The 22,247-nt window shown below is 54.9% G+C and carries 23 protein-coding genes and 1 pseudogene; 11 read left to right on the top strand and 13 right to left on the bottom strand.

Annotation, left to right across the window (positions count from 1 at the left end):
- The first annotated feature begins 20 nt into the window (after window positions 1–20).
- Window positions 21–1,223: a phosphoglycerate kinase gene (locus E6C51_RS00120; RefSeq protein ID WP_190234624.1), complete on the top strand. Its 1,203-nt coding sequence runs from the start codon at window positions 21–23 to the stop codon at window positions 1,221–1,223.
- Between the two features lie 189 nt (window positions 1,224–1,412).
- Window positions 1,413–2,438, top strand: coding sequence for a class I fructose-bisphosphate aldolase (locus E6C51_RS00115; RefSeq protein ID WP_190234623.1), 1,026 nt, complete (start codon window positions 1,413–1,415; stop codon window positions 2,436–2,438).
- A gap of 178 nt (window positions 2,439–2,616) precedes the next feature.
- On the opposite strand, the gene E6C51_RS00110 is transcribed toward E6C51_RS00115, so the two are convergent.
- The 4 genes from E6C51_RS00110 to E6C51_RS00095 form a co-directional block, all read right to left on the bottom strand.
- Entirely contained in the window at window positions 2,617–3,600 is a 984-nt protein-coding gene (locus E6C51_RS00110; protein ID WP_146932832.1) for a flagellin N-terminal helical domain-containing protein, read from the bottom strand.
- A gap of 429 nt (window positions 3,601–4,029) precedes the next feature.
- On the bottom strand, window positions 4,030–4,545 hold the full coding sequence (gene rcdA, locus E6C51_RS00105; RefSeq protein ID WP_146932830.1) for a protease adaptor protein RcdA: 516 nt from the start codon (window positions 4,543–4,545) through the stop codon (window positions 4,030–4,032).
- Between the two features lie 452 nt (window positions 4,546–4,997).
- Window positions 4,998–5,192, bottom strand: a complete 195-nt coding sequence (locus tag E6C51_RS00100; RefSeq protein WP_146932828.1) for a DUF1192 domain-containing protein — start codon at window positions 5,190–5,192, stop codon at window positions 4,998–5,000.
- Complete coding sequence (locus tag E6C51_RS00095) at window positions 5,192–6,469, bottom strand: MFS transporter (RefSeq protein WP_146932826.1); 1,278 nt, start codon at window positions 6,467–6,469, stop codon at window positions 5,192–5,194. Before E6C51_RS00095 ends, E6C51_RS00100 begins: the two co-directional genes overlap by 1 nt.
- A 126-nt stretch (window positions 6,470–6,595) precedes the next feature.
- On the opposite strand from E6C51_RS00095, the gene E6C51_RS00090 reads away from it, so the two are divergent.
- Window positions 6,596–6,751, top strand: coding sequence for a hypothetical protein (locus tag E6C51_RS00090; protein ID WP_186827705.1), 156 nt, complete (start codon window positions 6,596–6,598; stop codon window positions 6,749–6,751).
- Here the strand turns inward: E6C51_RS00090 and E6C51_RS00085 are convergent.
- Window positions 6,741–7,652, bottom strand: a complete 912-nt coding sequence (locus E6C51_RS00085; RefSeq protein ID WP_190234622.1) for a PhzF family phenazine biosynthesis protein — start codon at window positions 7,650–7,652, stop codon at window positions 6,741–6,743. The genes E6C51_RS00090 and E6C51_RS00085 overlap by 11 nt on opposite strands.
- A gap of 154 nt (window positions 7,653–7,806) precedes the next feature.
- The gene (gene rpmE, locus E6C51_RS00080) at window positions 7,807–8,028 is read right to left on the bottom strand and encodes a 50S ribosomal protein L31 (protein ID WP_075639598.1); all 222 of its coding nucleotides are present in this window, start codon (window positions 8,026–8,028) and stop codon (window positions 7,807–7,809) included.
- A gap of 189 nt (window positions 8,029–8,217) precedes the next feature.
- On the opposite strand from rpmE, the gene E6C51_RS00075 reads away from it, so the two are divergent.
- Window positions 8,218–10,020: an ABC transporter transmembrane domain-containing protein gene (locus E6C51_RS00075; protein WP_190234621.1), complete on the top strand. Its 1,803-nt coding sequence runs from the start codon at window positions 8,218–8,220 to the stop codon at window positions 10,018–10,020.
- A 6-nt stretch (window positions 10,021–10,026) separates the two neighbouring features.
- Here E6C51_RS00075 and E6C51_RS00070 read toward each other — a convergent pair whose 3' ends face one another.
- From E6C51_RS00070 to E6C51_RS00045, 6 genes and pseudogenes are all read right to left on the bottom strand, one after another.
- Complete coding sequence (locus E6C51_RS00070) at window positions 10,027–11,673, bottom strand: FAD-binding dehydrogenase (RefSeq protein WP_190234620.1); 1,647 nt, start codon at window positions 11,671–11,673, stop codon at window positions 10,027–10,029.
- 295 nt (window positions 11,674–11,968) lie between these two features.
- Complete coding sequence (locus tag E6C51_RS00065) at window positions 11,969–13,000, bottom strand: peptidoglycan -binding protein (RefSeq protein WP_146932818.1); 1,032 nt, start codon at window positions 12,998–13,000, stop codon at window positions 11,969–11,971.
- A 2-nt stretch (window positions 13,001–13,002) separates the two neighbouring features.
- Window positions 13,003–14,019, bottom strand: a complete 1,017-nt coding sequence (locus tag E6C51_RS00060; protein WP_190234619.1) for a flagellar motor protein MotA — start codon at window positions 14,017–14,019, stop codon at window positions 13,003–13,005.
- Between the two features lie 164 nt (window positions 14,020–14,183).
- The gene (locus tag E6C51_RS00055) at window positions 14,184–14,984 is read right to left on the bottom strand and encodes an inositol monophosphatase family protein (RefSeq protein ID WP_146932815.1); all 801 of its coding nucleotides are present in this window, start codon (window positions 14,982–14,984) and stop codon (window positions 14,184–14,186) included.
- 349 nt (window positions 14,985–15,333) lie between these two features.
- A pseudogene (locus tag E6C51_RS00050) lies at window positions 15,334–16,386 on the bottom strand (tetratricopeptide repeat protein); the annotation flags it as partial.
- Between the two features lie 80 nt (window positions 16,387–16,466).
- A complete protein-coding gene (locus E6C51_RS00045) occupies window positions 16,467–17,120 on the bottom strand; it encodes a thiamine phosphate synthase (RefSeq protein ID WP_190234618.1) in 654 nt (217 codons plus the stop codon).
- 189 nt (window positions 17,121–17,309) lie between these two features.
- Here E6C51_RS00045 and E6C51_RS00040 point away from each other — a divergent pair, with 189 nt between their 5' ends.
- Window positions 17,310–18,077: a sulfite exporter TauE/SafE family protein gene (locus tag E6C51_RS00040; protein ID WP_190234617.1), complete on the top strand. Its 768-nt coding sequence runs from the start codon at window positions 17,310–17,312 to the stop codon at window positions 18,075–18,077.
- 153 nt (window positions 18,078–18,230) lie between these two features.
- Window positions 18,231–18,491 (top strand): ArsR/SmtB family transcription factor, encoded by a 261-nt coding sequence (locus tag E6C51_RS00035; protein WP_146932809.1) that lies wholly within the window; start codon window positions 18,231–18,233, stop codon window positions 18,489–18,491.
- 258 nt (window positions 18,492–18,749) lie between these two features.
- Here E6C51_RS00035 and E6C51_RS00030 read toward each other — a convergent pair whose 3' ends face one another.
- Window positions 18,750–18,923: a YdcH family protein gene (locus tag E6C51_RS00030; protein ID WP_146933808.1), complete on the bottom strand. Its 174-nt coding sequence runs from the start codon at window positions 18,921–18,923 to the stop codon at window positions 18,750–18,752.
- A gap of 232 nt (window positions 18,924–19,155) precedes the next feature.
- On the opposite strand from E6C51_RS00030, the gene E6C51_RS00025 reads away from it, so the two are divergent.
- The 5 genes from E6C51_RS00025 (at window position 19,156) to E6C51_RS00005 (ending at window position 21,971) form a co-directional block, all read left to right on the top strand.
- On the top strand, window positions 19,156–19,359 hold the full coding sequence (locus tag E6C51_RS00025; RefSeq protein WP_146932807.1) for a YdcH family protein: 204 nt from the start codon (window positions 19,156–19,158) through the stop codon (window positions 19,357–19,359).
- A gap of 37 nt (window positions 19,360–19,396) precedes the next feature.
- The gene (purE, locus tag E6C51_RS00020) at window positions 19,397–19,897 is read left to right on the top strand and encodes a 5-(carboxyamino)imidazole ribonucleotide mutase (RefSeq protein WP_146932805.1); all 501 of its coding nucleotides are present in this window, start codon (window positions 19,397–19,399) and stop codon (window positions 19,895–19,897) included.
- Window positions 19,894–20,946, top strand: a complete 1,053-nt coding sequence (locus E6C51_RS00015) for a 5-(carboxyamino)imidazole ribonucleotide synthase (protein WP_190234616.1) — start codon at window positions 19,894–19,896, stop codon at window positions 20,944–20,946. Before purE ends, E6C51_RS00015 begins: the two co-directional genes overlap by 4 nt.
- 170 nt (window positions 20,947–21,116) lie before the next feature.
- Window positions 21,117–21,242, top strand: coding sequence for a type B 50S ribosomal protein L36 (gene ykgO / locus E6C51_RS00010; RefSeq protein ID WP_007607121.1), 126 nt, complete (start codon window positions 21,117–21,119; stop codon window positions 21,240–21,242).
- 111 nt (window positions 21,243–21,353) lie between these two features.
- Entirely contained in the window at window positions 21,354–21,971 is a 618-nt protein-coding gene (locus E6C51_RS00005; RefSeq protein ID WP_190234615.1) for a tetratricopeptide repeat protein, read from the top strand.
- Window positions 21,972–22,247: the final 276 nt, after the last annotated feature.

Here is a 22,247-nt window from a genome sequence, read left to right as displayed (position 1 = left end):
TTCAAAACGGGAAACTGACCATGCCTGCTTTCAAAACACTTGACGACCTCTCCGACATCGCAGGAAAGCGCGTGCTTTTGCGCGTTGACCTCAACGTTCCGGTTTCCGAGGGCAAAGTCACCGATGCCACCCGCATTGAACGTGTCGCCCCCACCATCAAGGAACTGTCGGCCAAGGGCGCAAAGGTTATTTTGCTCGCCCATTTTGGCCGCCCCAAGGGCGAAGTTGTTGCCGACATGTCGTTGAGCCAGATCGTGGCTGCCGTGGAAGAAGTTCTGGATCAGGCCGTAGCTTTCGCCAGCGACTGCATTGGCGAGGCCGCAGCCACCGCTGTTGCCGCCATGAACAATGGCGATATCTTGCTGTTGGAAAACACCCGGTTCCATAAGGGCGAAGAAAAGAACGACGCAGGCTTCACCAACGAGCTGGCCAAAAATGGCGATATTTACGTCAATGACGCCTTTTCTGCCGCCCACCGCGCCCATGCCTCAACCGAGGGTCTGGCCCATATTCTGCCTGCCTATGCTGGCCGCACCATGCAGGCCGAACTTGAAGCCCTTCAAAAGGGCCTTGGCGAGCCAGCCCATCCGGTGGTTGCCATTGTGGGGGGCGCGAAAGTGTCGTCCAAGATCGATCTGTTGATGAATCTCGTCAACAAGGTTGATGCACTGGTGATCGGCGGCGGCATGGCCAATACGTTTTTGGCAGCTCAGGGCATTGATGTTGGCAAATCGCTCTGCGAACACGATCTGACAGACACCGCAAGACAGATCATGACGAAGGCCGAAGCGTCGGGCTGCACCATTGTGCTGCCGGTGGATGGCGTGGTTGCCCGCGAGTTCAAGGCCAATGCCGCCAATGAGACCGTCGATGTTTCTGCAATCCCATCGGATGCCATGATGCTGGACGTTGGCCCCAAGTCGGTCTCTGTCGTCAATGACTGGATTTCCAAGGCCGCAACGCTGGTGTGGAACGGCCCGTTTGGCGCATTTGAAATTCCGCCCTTTGACGCAGCAACGGTTTCTGCCGCCAAGCATGCTGCCCAATGCACTGAAGACGGCAAGCTGGTCTCTGTGGCTGGCGGCGGCGATACCGTCTCTGCTCTTAACCACGCAGGCGTGGCCGACGACTTCTCTTACGTCTCCACCGCAGGCGGTGCCTTTCTGGAATGGATGGAAGGCAAGGAATTGCCGGGTGTGACGGTTTTGACCAAGCAGGCCTGAAAGCCTGACGGGTGAAAATAAACTGGACGCGACATGGAACAAAATGTCGCGTCTAATTTTTTAAAAAAAAGTTTGAATTTTAAAACGATTGAAATCATTTCAATCGTTTCAATGACTTAAGCCCCCATTTCCCATGCCATAATCTTCTGTTACGCGATATTCCGTAGTAACGTTTTCGGGAGAATGGATATGAGTGAGAGACTTGAAGACATCGCCGTCCAGATGATGGCAGAGGGCAAGGGGCTGCTGGCAGCAGACGAATCCACTTCCACAATCAAAAAGCGTTTTGACACAATCGGGCTGGAATCCACCGAAACCAGCCGTCGCGATTATCGCGAAATGTTGTTCCGCGCTGATGAGGCGATGAAAAAATGCATCTCCGGCGTTATTCTCTATGAAGAAACGCTGTTTCAAAAAGCAGCCGACGGCACGCCGTTCGTGGACATCATCAAGGCCGCAGGCGCAATTCCCGGCATCAAGGTTGATATCGGTGCCAAGCCAATGGCCGGTTTTCCGGGGGAAACCCTGACGGAAGGTCTCGATGGTCTGCGCGAACGGCTCGCCACCTATTACAAGGCCGGTGCACGCTTTGCCAAATGGCGCGGTGTGATTGCCATTGCCGATGGCCTGCCGACATGGGGTTCCATCAAGGCCAATTCTCAGGCGCTGGCCTATTATGCCGCCCTGTGTCAGGAAGCGGGTATTGTACCAATCGTTGAGCCTGAAGTGCTGATGGATGGAGCACCCGGCACTCATGACATTGCCAAATGCGCCGAAGTGACCGAATGGGTTTTGCGCACCGTGTTTGCAGATCTCTATGACGCCCGCGTCAAGCTCGAAGGCATGATCCTCAAGCCCAACATGGTGATTGATGGCAAGAATGCCCGCAAAGCCTCGGTTGAGCAGGTTGCCGAACAGACCGTCAAGGTGCTGAAAGCCACGGTCCCCTCCTCCGTTCCCGGCATTGCCTTCCTGTCTGGCGGCCAGAGCACGGAAGAAGCCAGCGCCCATCTCTCAGCCATGAATGCCAATTATGACATGCCTTGGGTGCTCACCTATTCTTACGGCCGCGCCCTGCAAGACAGCGCATTGAAGGCCTGGGGCGGTCGCTCGGAAAATGTGGCCGCCGGTCAGCGCGCCTTTGCCCATCGCGCCGAAATGAACAGCCTTGCTGCCAGAGGCACATGGAAGAAAGACCTCGAAAAAGCCGCTTGATGATTTGGCTTTTGCACGTCACTGACGACGAGAGCCTCGGGAAAGCCAAATTCGGCTTTTCCGCTTGGTGACGAAAGAACTGGCTTTCTGCGTCAACCCAATTGTCAACGGATTGCTTTACATCAAAACGCCGCTCTTTCACGGGAGCGGCGTTTTGATTTTCTCAAACAAAAGGCGGTTAGCGGAACAGCGACAGGACGGAATCGCCCGCGCTGTTTGCAATGGAAAGTGCCTGAATGCCCAACTGCTTTTGCGTTTGGGTCGCCTTAAGCTTGGCTGACTCGCTGTCCATGTCAGCATCAATCAGCTTGCCCACGCCAATATGGACTGCATCGCGCAAATCATTATTGAACTTTGTCTGCAAGGCGATACGGGATTTTGCCGCGCCCAGATCGGCGGCATAATCGGTCAACGTTTCCGCGTAATAGTCGATTGCGCTGACCATGCCGTCAACATCAACATCCGCTGTGCTGTTTGAAAGCGTAACCTCGTTGCCCGCAGAACCCGCCTGCGACCGAATCAGAAAATAGTTCTTGGTCGTCGTGCCGCCAAATCCGTCGCCTTGAGACACAGACTTTCGCAATGTCAGCAAGCCATTGAAATCGGCACGATCACTGATCAACATACCAGCGCCGCCGCTGGCATTGATCGGAGCCTTTACCGTCAGGGTGCCGACGCCAACCACATTGTTTGCGCCACGCACAAACGCGGCAGTCAATTGATTGTCCGTAACCGGACCCGTGTTCGAAGTACCATCATACAGCCAGTTCTGGCCATTGAATGACGACGACTTGATTGTCGAGACAATCTGCGACTTTAATTCCGTGATCTCTTTGCCGACCTTGTCTCTGTCAACACCGGGTTCACGGGCAGACACCAGCCGCGCTTTAATTTCATTGACATAGCCAATAACGGCTTTCGTACCCGTGTAGGCCGTATCAACCAGCGCATCGGCGATCGACAGACTGTCACCCACAGCAGCCATTGCTTTATCATCGCTTTTCATGGTCGTTCCGATCGACCAATAGGAAGCATTGTCCGCCGCCTTTGCAACGCGATAACCTGTCGAAATCCTGTCTTGAATACCATTCAAACTATTATCAGTTTGTCGCAAGCTCGACAAAGCTGAAATAGCCGCCGTATTTGTATTAATACTTGTCATCTGCGCCCCAGCTCCGACAAAATAGATGTAAATTTGAATTTAATTATAATTATTCAAGCTAATAAAAAGTAAATTTTCAAAATATTGAGATTCTTCATCAATAGGTTGCAAAAGGAAATAAAGAAAAAATCCATTGATTGAACAATTACAGCGCATATCATCACATAAAGAGTACAAAGAACGCTGTAAAATTTTACAAGATACCCTGGCTGTGGAAGCATTGTGAACACATCCAATACATTCCGGGCATGACTGCAAAATTCCTTGAACAGGAATCGATTACAGGAATTATGCAGCAGATTTAAACTGCCACGGTGCCCTTTTGCCTTTTGTCAAACACAGGGCGGTTATCTGAACACCGTGAACAAAGAAAAACCCGGCACTGCCTCGCAGAACCGGGTTTTATACCGACAGGGGTTTTGTCGATGATCAGCTGGCGTCAAACGCCGTGCGCAACAGGTTGAGCTGGGCCTGCACGCTGTTTTGATTGTCAGGAACGATCGACGGATCGCTTGGGCGATAAATTTCACGATCCAAAAGCGCAATGCGATTTTGCAGGCGCAGCGAGCGCTCAATCAGATCCCGAAACGCTTCTGGCAGATCGTTCCAGCCCGGAGCATTGCGATCCACATTGAAGCCATCCAGGCGCACCTTGCTCTTTTCAGAGATCACCTGATCGCGCGACATCTCACCATTGTTCACAGCGCGCTGCAACAGCAACCATGAGGCCATCTGCATCAGGCGTGTGGTCAGCCGCATGGATTCGGCCGCATACAGCACAGATGCCATCCGGGGCAAAACCTTGGCCGCCGAGCGGCCCGGACCATCCAGATAGGCGGCGGTCTCTTCCACGAGACCCATTCCCTCAGCATAGGTTACCTTGAACTGCGGCGACGCGGCTGCGCGGCCTGCAAAGCTAACCGTATTCAATCCGAGTTCTGACATCGACATTAACCCCTGTCCTACGCATCACTAATTAAGGTAGCGCGACCTAAAAGAAAGCCCAGTCCTCGCTGCATGAAAACATCCACCGCTGTTTGGACTTTTTTAAGTATCATTGCTTGGACTTTAAGATGCTACCAATAGCGCAAATCCGCAAGTCGTTTCTTAAGAAAAGGTTAATTCCCACAGTTTTGCTGAAAGTCGGCTGACGTAAAAAAAGAGCCGCAAAAGCGGCTCTCAAGGTAAAACAGGGAGAAAAATCAGACTATTTTCCTAAAATGGGAAAAAGTCTGCATCCAGAAGAACCGGATAGTTTATAAATTCTCATATAATGCATAATTTTTGGTTAATACTGTATCCTGCTATGCATGAAAGCGCCTGTTTCTGCACCACCAAGACGCGATTTTCCGCATCTCTGCTTCAAGACCTGTTGTAATATTTCGATCCAAATCGGACTACTTCGAGGCCTTAAACAGCGATTCTGCCGCCTTTTTACCTGCTTCTTTACTGTCACAGGCCATTTTGAGGCGGATTATTTCGTCTTCCAGCAAAGTGATTCTTTTTTTCAGCTCATCCACAGACAGCAGGGAAAGGTCACAACCCACCTCATGCTCCGGCTTTTTGATGGGTCGATCTGGGTCAAATGACATTATCCATTCTCCTTGGTATCATCCCCCATTTCAGCGCGATCTGACCTTGGGTCGAGATTGACCGATTGCGGCGTGGCCGTCATGGTCGAAAGCGGGCCATGGGCATGGGCAAAATTGTCTTTCTCTTCCGGCGACAAGGCAGGACGCAATCTGCTTCGGAAAATCGCATAGGCGACCAGCAAGGCATGGGCAATGGCGGTAACAATAAACAGGGCGTGCGGCCCAAGATGGGTCATCACCGGACCGCCAATGGTCGGCCCGATAATTGTGCCGATACCATAGAGCAACAGCAGCCCGCCGGACACTTTGACGAAATCTCCGCTGTCGGCATAGTCATTGGCATGGGCCACCGCAATGGGATAGAGCGAATTGGCCGCCGCACCATAAATGGCGACAATCGGAATGAGGAAAATAGCTGTTGCTGGCTGCACAATCAGCAAAACCAGCGCCGCAACCACCGCAACCACCGCAATGCCCGCCAGCACATAACGCCGATCAATCTTGTCGGACAGGCGACCTGCGGGAAACTGCGCCGCAGCCCCTGCAAAAATCGTGATGCTCAGCATCGCTGCAATTGTAACATCCGGCAAGCCGACGCGCGCGCCAAACACAGCAACCAACGTGCCGAAAGCACCATTGGCAATGCCGATCAATAAAATGCCGACAAAAGACACGGGCGAATTGCGAAACAGGCTGGGCAGATCCAGCTTGACCGAACTCAAAGGCCGTGGAGAGGCCGCATTCGACAAGGTGGTCGGCAGCATGGCCAGACAATAAAGTATGCCGCAAATCATGAACAGGATGGGCGTGTGCACATTGCCAAAGGCCACCATCATCTGCCCACCAACAACCCCCATCAGCGTGACAGAAATATAGAAGGAGAAAATCGCGCCACGGCTCTCATTGCTGGCCCGTTCATTCAGCCAGCTCTCAATAATCATGGATGTGCCAGCCGTGCAAAAGCCCGTCAGCGCCCGCAAAAGCACCCAGGAAGTTTGCTCAACGACAATGCCCGTCATCAGAGCGATGATAGCGATAACAGCGATGAAACTCGAAAAGGCGCGCACATGGCCAATGCGCATCACCACTTTGGGTGCCACAAAACAGCCAAGCACAAAGCCGGTGGCCCAAGAGGTGCCGAGCAGGCCGAGAACTTCGTTGGAATAGCCCTCGGCGGAGCCGCGAACCGGCAAAAGCAATCCATGCAGACCATTTCCCAAAAACAGAAACAGCGTGCCAAGCAATAGGGAGATAACGGGGAAAATTTTTCTGGCCATTTTATCCACTTCTCAAATGTGCTTGCATCGTGGCTACCGCAACAGTAACGCAAAACCGAGATATAGCGTAAGAAGAGAACATGTCCTCCCTAAGGAAGGATTTATTGAAAGCACCGGATACGAAAAATGATCAAGGCCATCTCAATTTTCTTCATTTTGGCCATGGCTGTGCAGATCATTCGACCTCTCGGCGTGCCAGGCTTGCGCAGACGCCGCGATTTCTGGCGGCTCGCCGTTGTCGCTTTCATCATCTGGTGTCTGACGCTTCTGCTTAGACCGTAATGGTCCCCTGCATCACGGCGACAGCTTGCCCTGAAATATCAACAGATGCGATCTGACCATCCCTCTTTTCAGCGGTGATGGTGATCAGACTGCGGCGTCCCATTTCCACCCCCTGCTCCACCAGAATGGTGCGCGTCATACTCTGCACCGGTGATAGCTGGGTAAGATAAGCACCAAGAGCTGCCGATGCGCTGCCGGTTGCCGGGTCTTCCGGCACATTATCAAAGGGTGAAAACATCCTGGCGCGAATATGATCATCACCAACCCGGCAATAAAGGAATGTTGCGCCATCAGTCTGCTCTGTCTCATGGGCTTTCACAAGCTGAGCCAAAGCATCAAGACTTGGCCTGGCCCGCCCCAAGGCATCAAGCCCTGCCACTTCAACCGCAATAAATTTCAACCCCACCGAGACAAATGAAGGCTTATGGTTTGCCACCACAATATCGTCTGTTTGAAGCGACATGGCCTTGGCAATCTGAGATGTTGGGAGAGCACCGCTGACAGACAACGCCTGCGGTGCCCGGATTGTCGCAATCAAATGCTGGGTGTCATCTCGGGTCAGCCGGACGTTGACGAGGCCAGCCTTTTCTTCAAAGCGCAATTCATCGGTTAAGGGCTTTCCGAATAGCTCGCCCTGCTTTGCCAGCGCAATGGCTGTGCCGACATTGGGATGACCGGCAAAAGGAATTTCCGCGACTGGCGTAAAAATCCGCACCTCGGCTGTGTTGGCGGCATCCTTGGGCGGCAGCACAAATGTGGTTTCCGAATAGCCAAATTCAGCAGCAATCGCCTGCATTTGCAATGAGGTTAGCGCGCGGCCATCCAGAATAACCGCCAGCGGATTGCCCTTGAAAGGCTCAACCGTGAAGACATCCAGTGTGGTAAAAGGAATGGTGGTCATTGCGCTCAGTCTCCCGTTATCATGGTCTTGATAGACTGAAGAGAACGCCCCTGAAACCGCAACTTTGTCGCGGTGACACGAAACAAAAAGGCCGGGTTCGATAAAACGAACCCGGCCAATAACAAAGATCCAGAAGGATCCTGCAACAGCAGAATTAGAGGCCGAGGCCGCCGAAACGCTTGTTGAACTTGGAGAGACGGCCACCACGGTCCATAAGCTGCTGGTTGCCGCCGGTCCATGCTGGATGGGACTTGCAATCGATTTCGAGGTTCATGACCTGACCTTCGGAACCCCATGTGGAGAAGGTTTCGTATTCGGTGCCGTCGGTCATAACAACCTTGATCTTGTGGTAGTCTGGATGAATGTTAGCCTTCATGACGCTTTTCCTGCTGTGCCGGGGGGTCTATTTGCCGCAATTGCGTCAGCCGACCCAATTCAATACATGAAGCCATAGACATTTTATGTCTAAGCTTCCCAATTTGATGGGCAGCCTATACATGAAGGTCACGGAGATAACAAGGCCCCCGACGCAACAGTCGACATGGCCGATGAGGAGAACGTCGCATTGTCCGAAATTGCTGCATCAGAGCCTCAAAAACGCCGGTCCATCAAGCCTCTTGGCCGCCTTGCGCCCTATCTCATGCGCTATCGGGGCATGGTGATTGCAGCCCTGTTTTTTCTGGCCCTCGCCGCAGTGACCACCTTGATCTTGCCGCTTGCCGTGCGCCGCATGATTGATCACGGTTTTGCCTCTTCTGATTCCGTCTTCATCAACAAATATTTCGCCATGATGATTGTGCTGGCCATTGTCATGGCCGCCGCCAGCGCGCTGCGCTATTATTATGTCATCACCATTGGTGAGCGGATCGTCTCGGATATCCGCCGCGAAGTCTTTGCCAATGTCAGCCGCCTGTCGCCAGCCTTTTTCGACATCAATCAATCCGGTGAGATTGTTTCGCGCCTGACCGCCGATGCCACCCAGATCAAATCTGCCGTCGGGGCCAGTGCATCGGTTGCGCTGCGCAACACCATCATGTGCATTGGGGCCATCATCATGATGGTTTACACCAGCCCCCGGCTCTCGGTGCTGGTGCTGGTGGCCATTCCGATCATTGTGTTTCCACTGATTGCATTTGGCCGCTCCGTGCGCCGCCGCTCACGCGCAGCGCAAGACAAGCTCGCCGCCGCATCGGCGTTTGCGGGTGAAAGCATTGGCGCATCGCGCATCGTGCAGGCCTTTAATGGCGAAAGGGCAGCCGATGCCCGCTATGGTGCCGCCGTCGAGGAGGCCTTTGAAGCCGCCCGAGTTGCGACGCGCTCGCGCGCCGTGCTCACAGGCGTTGCCATTACCATGGTGTTCAGCAGCATTGTCGGGGTGCTGTGGTATGGCGCACAAGGCGTTTTGTCTGGCACACTGACCCCCGGCACGCTGGGACAGTTTTTGATCTACTCAGTTGTGGCGGGCAGCTCACTTGGGCAATTGTCCGAGGTCTGGGGCGAATTGATGCAGGCGGGCGGTGCTGCCGAGCGCCTGAGCGAATTGCTAGCCGAAGTTTCAGCCGTGCGCTCGCCCGAAAAGCCCAAAAGCCTGCCCACGCCAGCACGGGGTGAAGTGTGGTTTGAAAATGTTGAGTTTTCCTACCCCAGCCGCCCCAATCGCTCGGCCTTGAAAGGCTTGAGCTTTGCTGTGGACGCTGGCGAAACGGTGGCCATTGTTGGCCCCTCAGGTGCTGGCAAAAGCACGATCTTTTCTCTGATCTTGCGCTTTTATGATCCCATCAGCGGCAAGCTCTGTCTGGACGGCATGGATATCCGCGAGGTCGCGTTGGAAGACCTGCGCGCCCGCATGGCCATTGTGCCACAGGAAGTGACAATTTTTTCCGGCACCATTCACGATAACATCGCCTTCGGCAATCCTTCCGCCAGCCGGGAAGCCGTGATTGAAGCCGCCAAGGCTGCCCAAGCCGCTGAATTTATTGACCGGCTTGAAGCAGGATATGACACGCAAGTTGGCGAGCGCGGCATTACGCTTTCCGGTGGTCAGCGCCAGCGCATTGCCATTGCCCGTGCCATATTGAAAGACGCCCCCGTATTGCTGCTGGATGAGGCGACATCGGCGCTGGATGCAGAAAGCGAAACACTGGTGCAAAGAGCTTTGGACGGCTTGATGGAAAATCGCACCACCCTTGTGATTGCCCACCGCCTTGCAACCGTGCTGAAAGCCGATCGCATTTTAGTGGTTGATGATGGTCAGGTGGTGGAACAGGGCACTCACCAAAGCCTGATCCAGCAGGGCGGCCTTTATGCCAAGCTGGCCCGCCTGCAATTTCACACGACCATTGAAGACGACATTGTTGCTGCCAAGTAAGCCGGTTCAAACATCAACATTCTGGCCGGCCACCCGGCCAGAAAACAGGCAGCCACCCAAAAACGTGCCCTCCAGCGCATTATAGCCATGCATGCCGCCGCCGCCAAAACCGGCGACTTCGCCCGCCGCATAGAGGCCGGGCACCGGCTGCCCTTGCTCATCCAGCACCCTGCCTTTCAAATCCGTTTGCAGCCCGCCAAGCGTTTTGCGCGTCAAGATATGCAGCCGCACGGCAATCAGCGGCCCTTGGCCGGGGTCCAGCAATCGATGCGGCTTGGCCGTGCGCATCAGTTTATCGCCCAGATAGTTGCGCGCACCGCGAATGGCCGTCACTTGCGCATCCTTGCTGAAACGATTGTTCATCTGCGCGTCACGCGCTTCAATTTGGGTACGGATATATTCGACATTGAGCCGGTTTTCGCCGCTGATGCCATTCATGGCGGCCACCAGCTCTTCAAGCGTATCGCGCACAGCAAAGTCCTCGCCGCGATCCATAAAGGCCTGAATAGGACCCGTTGGCTGTTTGCCGAGACGTTTTAACAGCAGTGGGATATTTTTATCGGTCAGATCAGGGTTTTGTTCGGAGCCGGAGAGCGCGAACTCTTTCTTGATGATCGCCTTGGTCAGAATGAACCAGCTGTAATCGCTGCCGCGCTCCCGCAATATTTTCAACGTGCCAAGCGTGTCAAACCCCGGCATGGCGGGGGCTGGCAAACGCCGCCCATCGGCATCACACCAAAATGAACTGGGACCGGGCAAAATGCGGATGCCGTGATTGGGCCAGATCGGGTCATGGTTTTTCACGCCCTCGGTGTAATGCCACATGCGGTCGCGGTTGATAACATTGCCGCCAGCGGCTTCTGTAATGGCAATCATCCGCCCATCCACATGGGCGGGCACACCGCAAACCATGCTGGCAGGCGGCGTGCCCAGCCGTGCCACAGGCCAGTTTTGACGCACCAGATCGTGGTTACCGCCAATGCCGCCGGAGGTGACAATCACGGCCCCGGCCTTCAGCTCAAATTCACCCACCCCTTCGCGGCTGCTGCGCTGGCCGCGCAGCACCGGATCGGCCTTGAGCGAGGTGCCGGCAACGCCGGTGACTGCTGCGCCCTGACGGATGAGACGATCCACCTGATGGCGGAATTTGAAGGTCAGCGATCCGGCCTCTTGCAAAGCTAGTGCCCATTTGACGAAAGGTGCCAGCACCCCCGGCCCCGTCCCCCATGTCACGTGAAAGCGTGGCACAGAATTGCCGTGCCCATCCGCCTTCTCACCGCCGCGTTCTGCCCAGCCCACCACCGGAAACCAGCGCATGCCCATCTGATGCAGCCAGCTTCGTTTTTCGCCAGCGGCAAAATGCAAATAAGCCTCAGCCCAGCGGCGCGGCCACAAATCCTCATCGCGATCAAAAGCGGCTGATCCAAGCCAATCGCGCCGCGCCAGATCCATGCTATCATGTATGCGCATCAGGCGCTGCTCTGGACTGTTGATGAAAAACAACCCGCCGAGCGACCAGAATGCCTGTCCGCCAAGGTTTTGCTCCCCCTCCTGATCGAGCACGCAAACTTTCAACTTGCGTTCCGCCGCCTCCACCGCTGCCACCAGCCCCGCAAGGCCAGCACCCACCACGATCACATCAAATCCGTCCATCATCCCCTCCCAAGGCCTGATGGATTGACTTTTACGCGAACGTCAAAATTTCGCAAGGGTCAAGGGAATGAGCTGGTTCAATATGTGGTTCAAAAAAAGCCCCTCCCCAACCCTCCCCACGAGGGGGGGAGAGAGTCCGTTGAATTTTGCGCAAGACTATGAATTTTCGTCATAAATCATTGAAAAGCACAACAGTGACAAAGCAATCAAGGTACTCCCTCCCCCTCGTGGGGAGGGTTGGGGAGGGGTTCTATCACATACCCCTAAACCGCGTGCGCCATGAGACCAAAAGCCTCTATCGTTCCGTCAGTTTCAGTTCGATACGACGGTTTTGCGCCCGCGCTTCGGGTGTATCGCCCGGTGCAATTGGCTGATATTCACCAAAGCCAGCCGCAGCCAGTCGGTCTGCTGGAACACCCTTGGAAATCAGGAATTTGACCACCGAGATCGCACGCGCCGCCGAGAGCGCCCAATTGTCAGCATAGCGACCATTGCCCGACATCTGCACATTGTCGGTGTGACCATCGACGCGCAGCACCCAATTGATGTCGGAGGGAATTTCCTTGGACAGGTCAATCAGGGCGGAGGCCAGCTTGGTCATTTCTTCCTGACCATTCGGGTTCATATCGGCACTGCCGGACGGAAACAGCACTTCTGACTGGAAGACAAAACGGTCGCCGACAATGCGGATATTCTGACGATCCGACAAAATCTCACGCAAGCGTCCAAAAAAGTCAGAGCGATAGCGGTTCAGCTCCTGCACTTTCTGAGCAAGCGCCACATTCAAGCGACGACCCAGATCGGTGATTTTGACCTGCGATTCCTTGTCCTTGGCTTCCGAGGCCTGCAACGCCTGCTCCACGGCGGCAATCTGCGCCCGAAGTGCTGCAATCTGCTGATTGAGCAACTCAATCTGGCTCATGGCGCGGGTGCTGACCTGCTTTTCGTCGTTCAACTTGCCGGTCAAATCATTGATTTTCGCTTGCGCTTGCGCTGACGTGCCGCTGCCCGCATCCAAAAGCGCTTGCAGGCGGCTGCGCTCACTTTCCGAAGACGATAAGGAAGATTGCAGGTTGGCCAGCGTGTCTTCCAAATCCTGCTTGCCGCTTTTTTCCAAAGCCAGCATTTGCGTCAATTCGGCAATCTGACTGTTGAGGCGGTTCAGCACCTCATCCTTGCCGGAGATTTCGCGACTGAGCACAAATTGCGCCACCACAAATACGGTGAGCAAAAACATGATGGCAATCAGCAATGTCGAAAGCGCATCGACAAAGCCGGGCCAATAATCGCCGCCGCGCTCACGCCTGCGGTTGCGCCCAAGAGCCATGGCTATTTGCTCCCAAGCTTGTCGTTCAACCGCTCCAGCGTTTTGCGCATGGCGCGCGCATCTTCTTGCTGCGCTTCAATCCAATCGCGCAGCATCTGCTGCTCGTTGCGCATATTTTTCACCAGCCCCTGAATCCCCTCTGCCAATCCGGCGAGAGCCGCCGCATGGCGATCATTGCCCGCAGTTGGCTGTGTTGAGATGGCTTTCATCTGCTCCAGCAGGCGGTTCATGGTCTGCTCCGACACGCCATCCGGTGCGGTGCGCACTTCTGCCCCCACATCAGTGACAGACGACAGCCAGTTTTCCAGCTCGGTATAAAAGCGGTTTTGGGCGCGGCCCGCCTGCAAATCCAAAAAGCCAAGAATGAGCGAACCAGAAAGGCCAAGCAGCGAGGACGAAAACGCCGTGCCCATGCCTGAAAGTGGAGCCGCAAGGCCGTTCTTCAGGGTTTGCAGCACGTCACTCCCCTGCCCGCCAGAGCCTGCATCCAGCGACTGAATGACGCCGCTGATCGAGCCAATCGTGCCAATCAAGCCCCAGAAGGTGCCGAGCAGGCCAAGAAACACCAAAAGACCGATCAGATAGCGCGATGTGTCGCGCGATTCGTCGAGGCGCGTGGCAATAGAATCGAGAATTGAGCGCAGCAGAGCCGCAGACAGTGCAACCGAGCGATGCTTGCCCAACAGCGAACGCATTGGAGCCAAAAGCGTTGGCTCCCGCGACACTTTATCAAGCGTGCCGACAGCCTGATAGTGATTAAACCAGCGCACTTCCGAGATCAGGCCAATGACATGGCCGAAAATCAGCAGGATACCAACCGCCAGCACGCCCAAAATCAACCCGTTCAAGCCGGGATTGGTAAAGAAGGCATGCTCTGCCTGCCGAAAGAGAATGGCCGCAATGAAGCCGATGATGATCAGAAAAATCAGCATCGTCAGAATGATAGGAGCTGGGCTCGACAATTTCGAGCCGTAGCGGGCCTCTCGCGCTTCCGGTGCGTCCACATCCAGATCCGTCATATGCGCCACATCTCCATGCTAGCTCCCACAGCACCGTGCGCCAAGACATATGGCGCACACAGGTTCGCTGTCGCTTTTTTTACTCGGCTGGAAGCTATGTCAACTTTGGATAAAATTGAAGCGAAATCCCAACATTTTGACGAGCGCCGATCAATTGGCAAAAATCAAGCCGATGGCAGCGGGCGTGAAACCACGTCCAGCAAAGCTTTCTTGATATATTCATTGCCAGCGACAATATCGCCGCGTGTCAGGGCATCGTTACCGCCCGCCATATCGCTGACAAAGCCGCCAGCTTCCCGAATCAGCAAAATGCCAGCAGCAATATCCCAGGCATTCAAACCGCTCTGCCAATAGCCATCCAGACGGCCTGCCGCAACATAAGCCAGATCAAGGGCCGCCGCCCCAAAGCTGCGCATGCCACCCACTTCGCCCATGGCGTGACGGATTTCCACCAGCGATTTGCCGTGGTTACCCCGGCCCAGATGCGGCACCGAGCAACCAATCACGCAATCCGACAGCGCCTTGCGGGCTGCGACGCGAATACGGCGGTCGTTCATAAACGCGCCGCCGCCTTTTTCCGTGGTGAACAGTTCATCGGTGGCCGGATTGAAGATCACGCCAGCGACGATTTCGCCATTGCGTTCCAGTGCCACGGAAACAGCAAAATGCGGAATACCGTGCAAGAAATTGGTTGTGCCATCCAGCGGATCAACAATCCAACGATGCGCGCCATCGGTGCCTTTGATTTCTTCGCTCTCTTCACCCAGAAAGCCATACGTAGGGCGAACCTTCAACAGCTCTTCGCGCAGCAGTTTTTCAGCCTTCATGTCGGCTTGCGAGACGAAATCGCCAGGGCCTTTCACCGAAACCTGAAGGTTCTGAACTTCGCCAAAGTCTCTTGAAAGCGATTTACCGGCCTTGATGGCCGACTGAACCATGACATTAAGGAGGGCTGAGCGGGCCATACATTGTATCCTTAGAACTTGTTTGCAAATATGCCGCCGACCACCATCGTGCAAAAAGCGGTCGCAGCCAAAGCCTGCATCTGTGGCTTCTGTTGTTTGGCCGGTTCAAGACCACAAAAAAAGGCGAAATTCAAGGGGTAGCAGACTTGGCACCGGGCGCTTGCGGCTCAACCTTGGTGTTTTCATCATCCGGGGCATCATTTTCCGGCATATAGCCTCCAACAGGCGGCACAGAAACACCCGGAAGCCCCACTGCGGCATTGGATGGTGCCGGAGCAGGTTCGGGTTTTGGCGCAGGTACCTTGTTCTTGCTGGCGGGGGCCTGTACTTGCGCCGATTTATGACCAACCCGATATTTGTTGGCAGCCTCAATTGCCTGTTTCTGCTGGGCTGTCGGCAGGCCCATATAAAAGTCTTCCAGGCTGGGATCGTTCAGGCCAGCGCGGCGCGACAGAATAAACCACTTGGCGGCCTCAACCGGATCGGGCCGTGTGCCAAGGGCTGCAACATACACATGGGCCAAACGATTCTGGGCCGCAACATTGCCACGGTTGGCCGCGATGCGCAGCCAGTTGAAGCCATTGTCAAGATTTTGTGGCCCCATAATGCCATTGATCAGCCAGATACCCATGTCCAGTTGCGCGGTATCAAAACCAGCGCGGGCGGCGCGAACCAGCCATTCGCGGGCCATATCGCGTTTTTCCTGCGGCAAATCCGGCAAATTGCGATAGATCTGGGCAACGGCATATTGCGCATCCGCAATGCCCTGTTCAGCCGATTTTTCATAATATGGCAAAGCCAGGTGCAGCCCCTTAACGCCGGGGTTTTGCGACACCAGAATCTGCGCCCAGTTAAACTGCGCAGAGGCATTGCCAGCGTCTGCGGCCTTATGCATATAATCATACGCCAGCGCAGTGTCCTTGGGCGCATACACGCCTTCAAGCACAATCAGCGCATATTTGAACATGGCGGCCGGATCGCCATCTTTCGCGGCCTTGCCGTACCAGAAGGCAGCCCCCTTCATATCTTTTTTCACCGCAAGGCCACGGCTCATCAATTCAGCAATCAGAGTCTCCGAGGCCGGATCGCCTTTTTCGGCAAGCGGCAAAGCATAATCAAATGCCGTGCCAAACAATCCGCGCTGAAAGGCACCATAGGCCAGATCAACCTTGCCGGTGTAAGGCTTTTCCGGCGGCAGCGGCGGCAGGGGAATGCCCATGCGCTCCATAAGCGTGATACCTGCGGAAGGCTTATCCTCGCCCGCGCCCGGTCTTTGCATCCGGCCCGCATCGGCACCCGTTGTCGGCTGCGTTGCCTTATCCGCCATTGCGGCATCTGCCCCAGTAGCCGGGCCTGCAGCCGGGCCTGCATGATCATCCGCCTTTTGCGCCATCGCGCCCATGCCTGAAGCCGCCAGCAAAAAGCCAGCGCAGGCAGACAGTCTCATCAATTTACCGACAGGATCAAAGGTCATACAGAGTTTCAATCTGCAAACCGTGGCGCTTTTTCGTCAAGCTCCGCATTTATTCTGGCCACAAGGCTTGCCGCCGCCGCCGGATCGGCAAAAACCGCCTTCGACAGCGCCACAAATTCAACCCCGGTTTCGGCAACCGCCAGAGCAGAGGAAGGATCAGCACCACCCATGACAATGCAGGGGATGGACACCATGGCCGCCCACCATTCGCCCAAAGCCAGATTTTTCGAATGGGCTTCCGGCTTGATGTCGCCATCCAGCTTGCCGAAGAACATATAGTCCGGGTTGGCCTCACCCACTTCCAGCGCCGTGTGCCGCTCGGAAGCCCCCCCTGCCCCGACAATCAGCTTGGGCGAAAACTTTTCCACCATCTCGGTAACAGTCTCACGATCGCCAATCACATGCAGGCCATCGGCCTTCACCCGGCCCGCAACCCGGCTGTTATCAACAATCAGTGCGGCGGCACCCGCCGCTTGCACCACCGGCACCACCGCCTCAGCCAGCGTCTGAAAGGCACCATCGTCGAGGTCATATTGCGGAATAATCACCGACGCCACATCACCGCCGCGCAAAGCATCGCCCACCAGCGTGGCCAGCGCAGGCCCGTCACTCATCTGGGGGGTGATGAGAACCAGGCGGCAGCGGTCTTCGTGTTTGCTCATGGTGGTTTCCGTCTTCTTTTCTGTTGGCGTCGGCGAAAGGTCTCGCCACACATGTTGGAATTCGATAGACCGGACTGACGCAAGGATCAACACTCTTGCATAATTCCGTAAACATGAATTGCAAAAGCCATAGCGCTCCTCAGTCGCAGGACACCGATACAATGCCAGCGAAAACCAAGAAAACCGCCGATGCTGCATGATCTGACTTTCTTTCTCGCAGCTGTTCCCGCCGTCATCCTCGTGGGCCTTTCCAAGGGCGGGCTGGGTGGTGCCTTCAGTCTTCTGGGTGTTCCGCTTCTGGCGCTGGCGGTTTCTCCCATGCAGGCGGCGGCGATTTTCCTGCCGATCCTGATCGTGATGGACTGGGTGGCGCTCTATGCATGGCGCAAGCACAATGACCGCAAAACCCTGTTTTTACTCCTGCCCGGTGGCATCATCGGCATTGCGCTTGGCTGGATGACCTCCAACATCGTTCCTGCGGATGCCATGCGGCTGGTGCTGGGCACCATCACCGTCGTTTTCGCTGGCCGCTATTTTGTCAATCGGCTGAAGGGTTTAAGCCACGATGACATCAAACCCGCACCGCAGCGGCCCGTTCGCGCCGGGCTGTGGGGCACGATTGCAGGCTACGGCAGCTTCATCTCCCATGCAGGCGGCCCTCCCTTTGAGATTTACGCCCTGCCCCTCAAGCTCGATCCGAGAGCCTACACCGGCACCAGCGTGCGCTTCTTCGCTATCCTCAACACCATTAAAATCATTCCCTATGTGGCGCTGGGGCAGCTTGATCTTAAAAATTTCACCGCATCGCTCACGCTTTTACCGCTTGCCTTTCTGTCCGCCATGGCGGGAGCCTTCATTGTGCGCCGTCTCAAGCCGCAGGTTTTTTATCCGCTGATTTATGGTGCGACACTGTTGGCCGGGCTGAAGCTGCTGTGGGATGGATTGGCCCTGCTGTAACACCTTCAATTGGCTCGAGAATTTCATCCCGCCTCTGTCCGCTGTGCCTGAAGGACATCATACCATAAAAAGGCAAAAATCGAGGTAAAATTGTATTTAGAATTTCACACAATTAGACTTGCTTAATAAAATATCCTGGCGTAGCTTTTCGGCATGACCACAACAGATCCTTTCGCAGCAATTGCCGACCCCAATCGCCGCTACTTGCTGGAACAGTTGCGGCGTTCCCCCAAAACAGTCAATGACTTGGCGCAAGGCCTGCCCATCAGCCGCCCGGCTGTGTCGCAGCATCTCAAGGCTTTGCTGGATTGCAATCTGGTCACCGTGGCCAATGACGGCACAAAGCGGGTCTACTCGGTGAACAATACCGGCTTTAACCGCCTCAACCTTTGGCTCGATCAATTCTGGGCCTGACCAACGCCATCTGACGCGATTTTCTGTCATCGATCATGATAATGAAAAAAGGCTCCGAAGGCGATCAGCACTTCGAAGCCTGATAATTTAAACTCGATTTTTCGCCTGTTGCGTCATGCTCTCCAAAAGCGCTCACCCGTCATGATGATAAGCGCCACTGCGGCTATAATAGAGCTTTGTGCCTGATGTTTATTACACTGAGACTGCAACAGGCACCCAGAAGACATAACGCAATTCAAGATGCGAAATGCGGCACGATCAATGTCGTGTCGACTTCAGTTTTTGCATTTGATCCTTGAGGCGCAGCTTGTTACGCTTGATTTCCAAAATTTCGGCATCGTCGGTCGAGGGTGAGGAAAGGGCAACATGAAGCTTATCCTCCAAATCTTCATGTTTCTTGGCAAGCGATTCAATATGAGCCTGAATGGTCATCTGATTTCGTCCTTCCTTTTTTCCACCTCCAGCTTCCATCGCTGGAGCTCTTTGGTTTACGACAGGAGTGTGACACGATCCGCTTCGATTGTCTAAGGTGAAAACAAGGAATAACAGCGGCAATTTCGTGGTTACGGCTAACTTCCCGTTACCGCTGTTTAATGATAGGAGCTTGCGCGATCACAATTTGCATCGGATGAAGATGCAGCAGAGCAAGATTGGGGACAGCACAATGGCGGATCAGGAAGAGGCAGATACAAGGCTTCAGCTCGCACGTCTTCGTCAGGAGCACGAAGATTATGACGCGGCCATCAACGCGATGATCACGGTTGGCTGTGATGCGCTAAGAATCCAGCGCATGAAGAAGAAGAAGCTTGCGATCAAAGACAGGCTGACATCTCTGGAAGATCAGATCATTCCCGACATTATTGCCTGAGCCCGACACAAAGTGCTTAAGGAGGAGAAGGCCGCCCATGCACGACGAAAGACCACCTGTTGCCATCATCATGGGAAGCCAGTCCGACTGGGAAACCATGAAAAACGCCGCAGACACGCTGGATGCCCTTGGCGTCAGCTATGAAGCGCGCATTGTTTCCGCCCATCGCACACCGGATCGTATGGTGGCTTTTGCCAAGGGAGCCCGCGATGAGGGCTTTCAGGTGATTATCGCCGGTGCCGGTGGTGCTGCCCATCTGCCAGGCATGGTGGCCTCGATGACCTCGCTGCCGGTGTTTGGCGTGCCGGTGCAATCCAAAACCATGTCGGGCCTCGACAGTCTTTATTCGATTGTGCAAATGCCGGCTGGCATTCCGGTTGGCACGCTGGCCATTGGCCGCGCCGGCGCCGTCAATGCCGCCCTTTTGGCCGCCCGCGTACTGGCCCTGCATGACGAAGATCTTTTTGAGCGGCTCGAAGACTGGACCTTTGCCCAGACCGCTGCCGTTGCAGACTACCCCACCGACGAGGCACCATGAGCGTTCAGACAATTGGAATCATCGGCGGCGGCCAGCTTGGCCGCATGCTGGCCATGGCCGCCGCCAAACTGGGTATCAAGACCATCGTGCTGGAACCGCAGGCCGACTGTCCGGCAGCACAGGTGTCCAATCAGCAGATCGTTGCAGATTATGCCGACCCTGCCGCGCTTGAAGCGCTCGCCGCGCAATGTGATGTCATCACCTATGAATTTGAGAATGTGCCGGTGGAGGCCGCGACTGCGCTTGAGCGCACCATTGCCGTCTATCCGCCTGCAAAGGCGCTGGAAGTCTCGCAAGATCGCCTGCTGGAAAAGCAGTTTCTCAACGCCAATGGCATTACAACTGCCCCTTTCCGCGCGGTGGACAGTCAGGCCGATCTGGAAGCAGCCCTTGCTGACTTTGGCGGTCAAGGCGTGTTGAAAACCCGGCGTTTTGGCTATGATGGCAAAGGTCAGCGGGTTTATCGCAAAGGCGATGACGCCACCGGCGGTTATGAGGCCCTCGGTGCTGTGCCGCTCATTCTCGAAGGCTTTATTGCCTTTGAGCGCGAGATCTCCATCATTGCTGCCAGAACAAAAGACGGCGACATTGCCTGCTATGACCCGGCTGAAAATGTACATCGCAATGGCATTTTGCACACATCAACCCTGCCCGCTCACATCTCTGCCAAAACAGCAGAGGCAGCGCGTGGCGCTGCGGCCAAGCTGCTGACCGGCATGAATTATGTTGGTGTTGTCGGCATCGAGTTTTTCCTGATGGCAGATGGCACGCTGATTGCCAATGAAATGGCCCCGCGCGTGCATAATTCCGGCCACTGGACGGAAGCCGCCTGCGTGATCTCCCAGTTCGAGCAGCATATCCGCGCCGTCGCCGGCCTGCCGCTGGGTGCCACCAACCGCCATTCGGATTGCATCATGACCAATCTGATTGGTAATGATATCGACACACTCACCGACTGGCTGGCAAAGCGCAACGTGGTTGTGCACCTCTATGGCAAAGCCGAAGCGCGCCCTGGCCGCAAAATGGGACATGTGACCGAACTGTTATAAGCCCAAAAAACCGGCTTCACCCTGTTGATTTGCAGCGTTTGCGGTTGACACAGAGGGTTTAGCCGGGGTATGTGCCACCAACCCTGAACCAGCGCGCCTCAAGGCGTGCTTTCAATCTATTACTTCCCGGCGGAATATAATCATTCCCTGGCAACCGTGCGGATCGTAAAATGAAGATCAAGAATTCGCTGAAAGCGCTTAAGGCTCGTCACCGCGACAACCGTTTGGTTCGCCGCAAGGGCCGTGTTTACATCATCAACAAGATGAACCCTCGTTTCAAGGCTCGTCAGGGCTGATTGCCAATTATCTCCTTTATGGGATGCTGCGTTATCCAACAAACACGCAGCTTGGCTCTGAAATGCAGAATTCAGTTTGATTAAAAGCGCATGCGAGATAGATTATCTCTCATGCGCTTTTTTTATGCTGTTCATTCTCTGATTCTATCGACCTGTATCCTTGTGATCAGCACCCTTGGTTATGCCTGGGCTGACGATAACAAACCCGCATCTCCACCAGTCGAGCGACTGCAAGACCGCTCCAGCACGCCGAAATCCACCGCAGAGCTGCTGGAGGATCTCAAGCGTGAGCGTAACGCGGATATTGCCAAAACCATTGCCGCCAATCTTGTCACCCAATGGGCCGATACGGGCAGTGCGACTGCGGATCTGCTGATGCAATGGGCCGACAAGGCGCGCCGGGAAAAGCGCAATGCAGCAGCCATGGATTTTCTGGATCAAGTCATTGTATTGGAGCCCGATAATCCCAATGGCTGGGCCAAACGCGCCACGTTCAATTACAGTCTGGGCAATGTGCGCAAAGCGGTCAGCGATCTGAATGAAGTGCTGAAAGTTGAGCCCCGCTATTTCCCCGCCCTACAAATGCTGGCGACCATTCTCGCCGATTCCGGCAGCGATGAAAAAGCCATGAAGGCATGGCAAGACTATCTCGATGTCTATCCCGCCGACAGAAGCGCTCAGAAAGCCTTCAGTGATCTTGCCGAAAAACTGGCTGGTGCCCGCACTTAAAGCGACACCCAGCGGCAAATGTAGAAACTGCTGCATAATTCCTTAAATCGGAATCCAGAGTACACGACGCATACATTTTCATACACGGCTTACCCCCCTCTGCCTTGCCAGGCATCTCCCCCTCAAGGGCAGGCGAATCGCATATGGAGCTGCATGTTTGGCGCGATATTGTTGTTGCCAGCAGCCCACTTTTGGATTCTTGAGATGATCCACCCGTTATGGAGAGGATCACGGATTGGAACGGTTTATCGAGTGTTTTGGGGATATAGAGGATCC

This window comes from Gillisella terrae (genome assembly GCF_004801395.1).
In the GTDB taxonomy this organism is placed as follows: domain Bacteria; phylum Pseudomonadota; class Alphaproteobacteria; order Rhizobiales; family Rhizobiaceae; genus Allorhizobium; species Allorhizobium terrae.
This window is presented reverse-complemented; position numbering and strand designations above follow the sequence as displayed.